Annotated in this window: 1 pseudogene; it reads left to right on the top strand. The window is 63.9% G+C overall.

The window, feature by feature from the left end:
* Positions 1-233, top strand: a pseudogene (locus AB4Y34_RS42560) (hypothetical protein); the annotation flags it as partial.

Here is a 233-nt window from a genome sequence, read left to right as displayed (position 1 = left end):
TGGTGCCCAGCGCCAGTCAGCTGGCCGAACGGTTCGCTTCACTGGAGGTGAGCGTCACGCAGCGTTGCGAACAACTGGCCCGGCGTCTCGGGCGCGGCGAGACGATTAGTCTCATCGTCGACAGCACGGGATTGAGCTTTGGGCGGGCGAGCCAGTGGTACGAGGAAAAGTACGGCAGAAGGCCGCGCGCACGCCGTGGCGCAAGATGCATCTGTCGATCGACGCTGACATGA

It is taken from the genome of Paraburkholderia sp. BR10954, from assembly GCF_040965775.1.
GTDB classification, from domain to species: domain Bacteria; phylum Pseudomonadota; class Gammaproteobacteria; order Burkholderiales; family Burkholderiaceae; genus Paraburkholderia; species Paraburkholderia youngii.
This window is presented reverse-complemented; position numbering and strand designations above follow the sequence as displayed.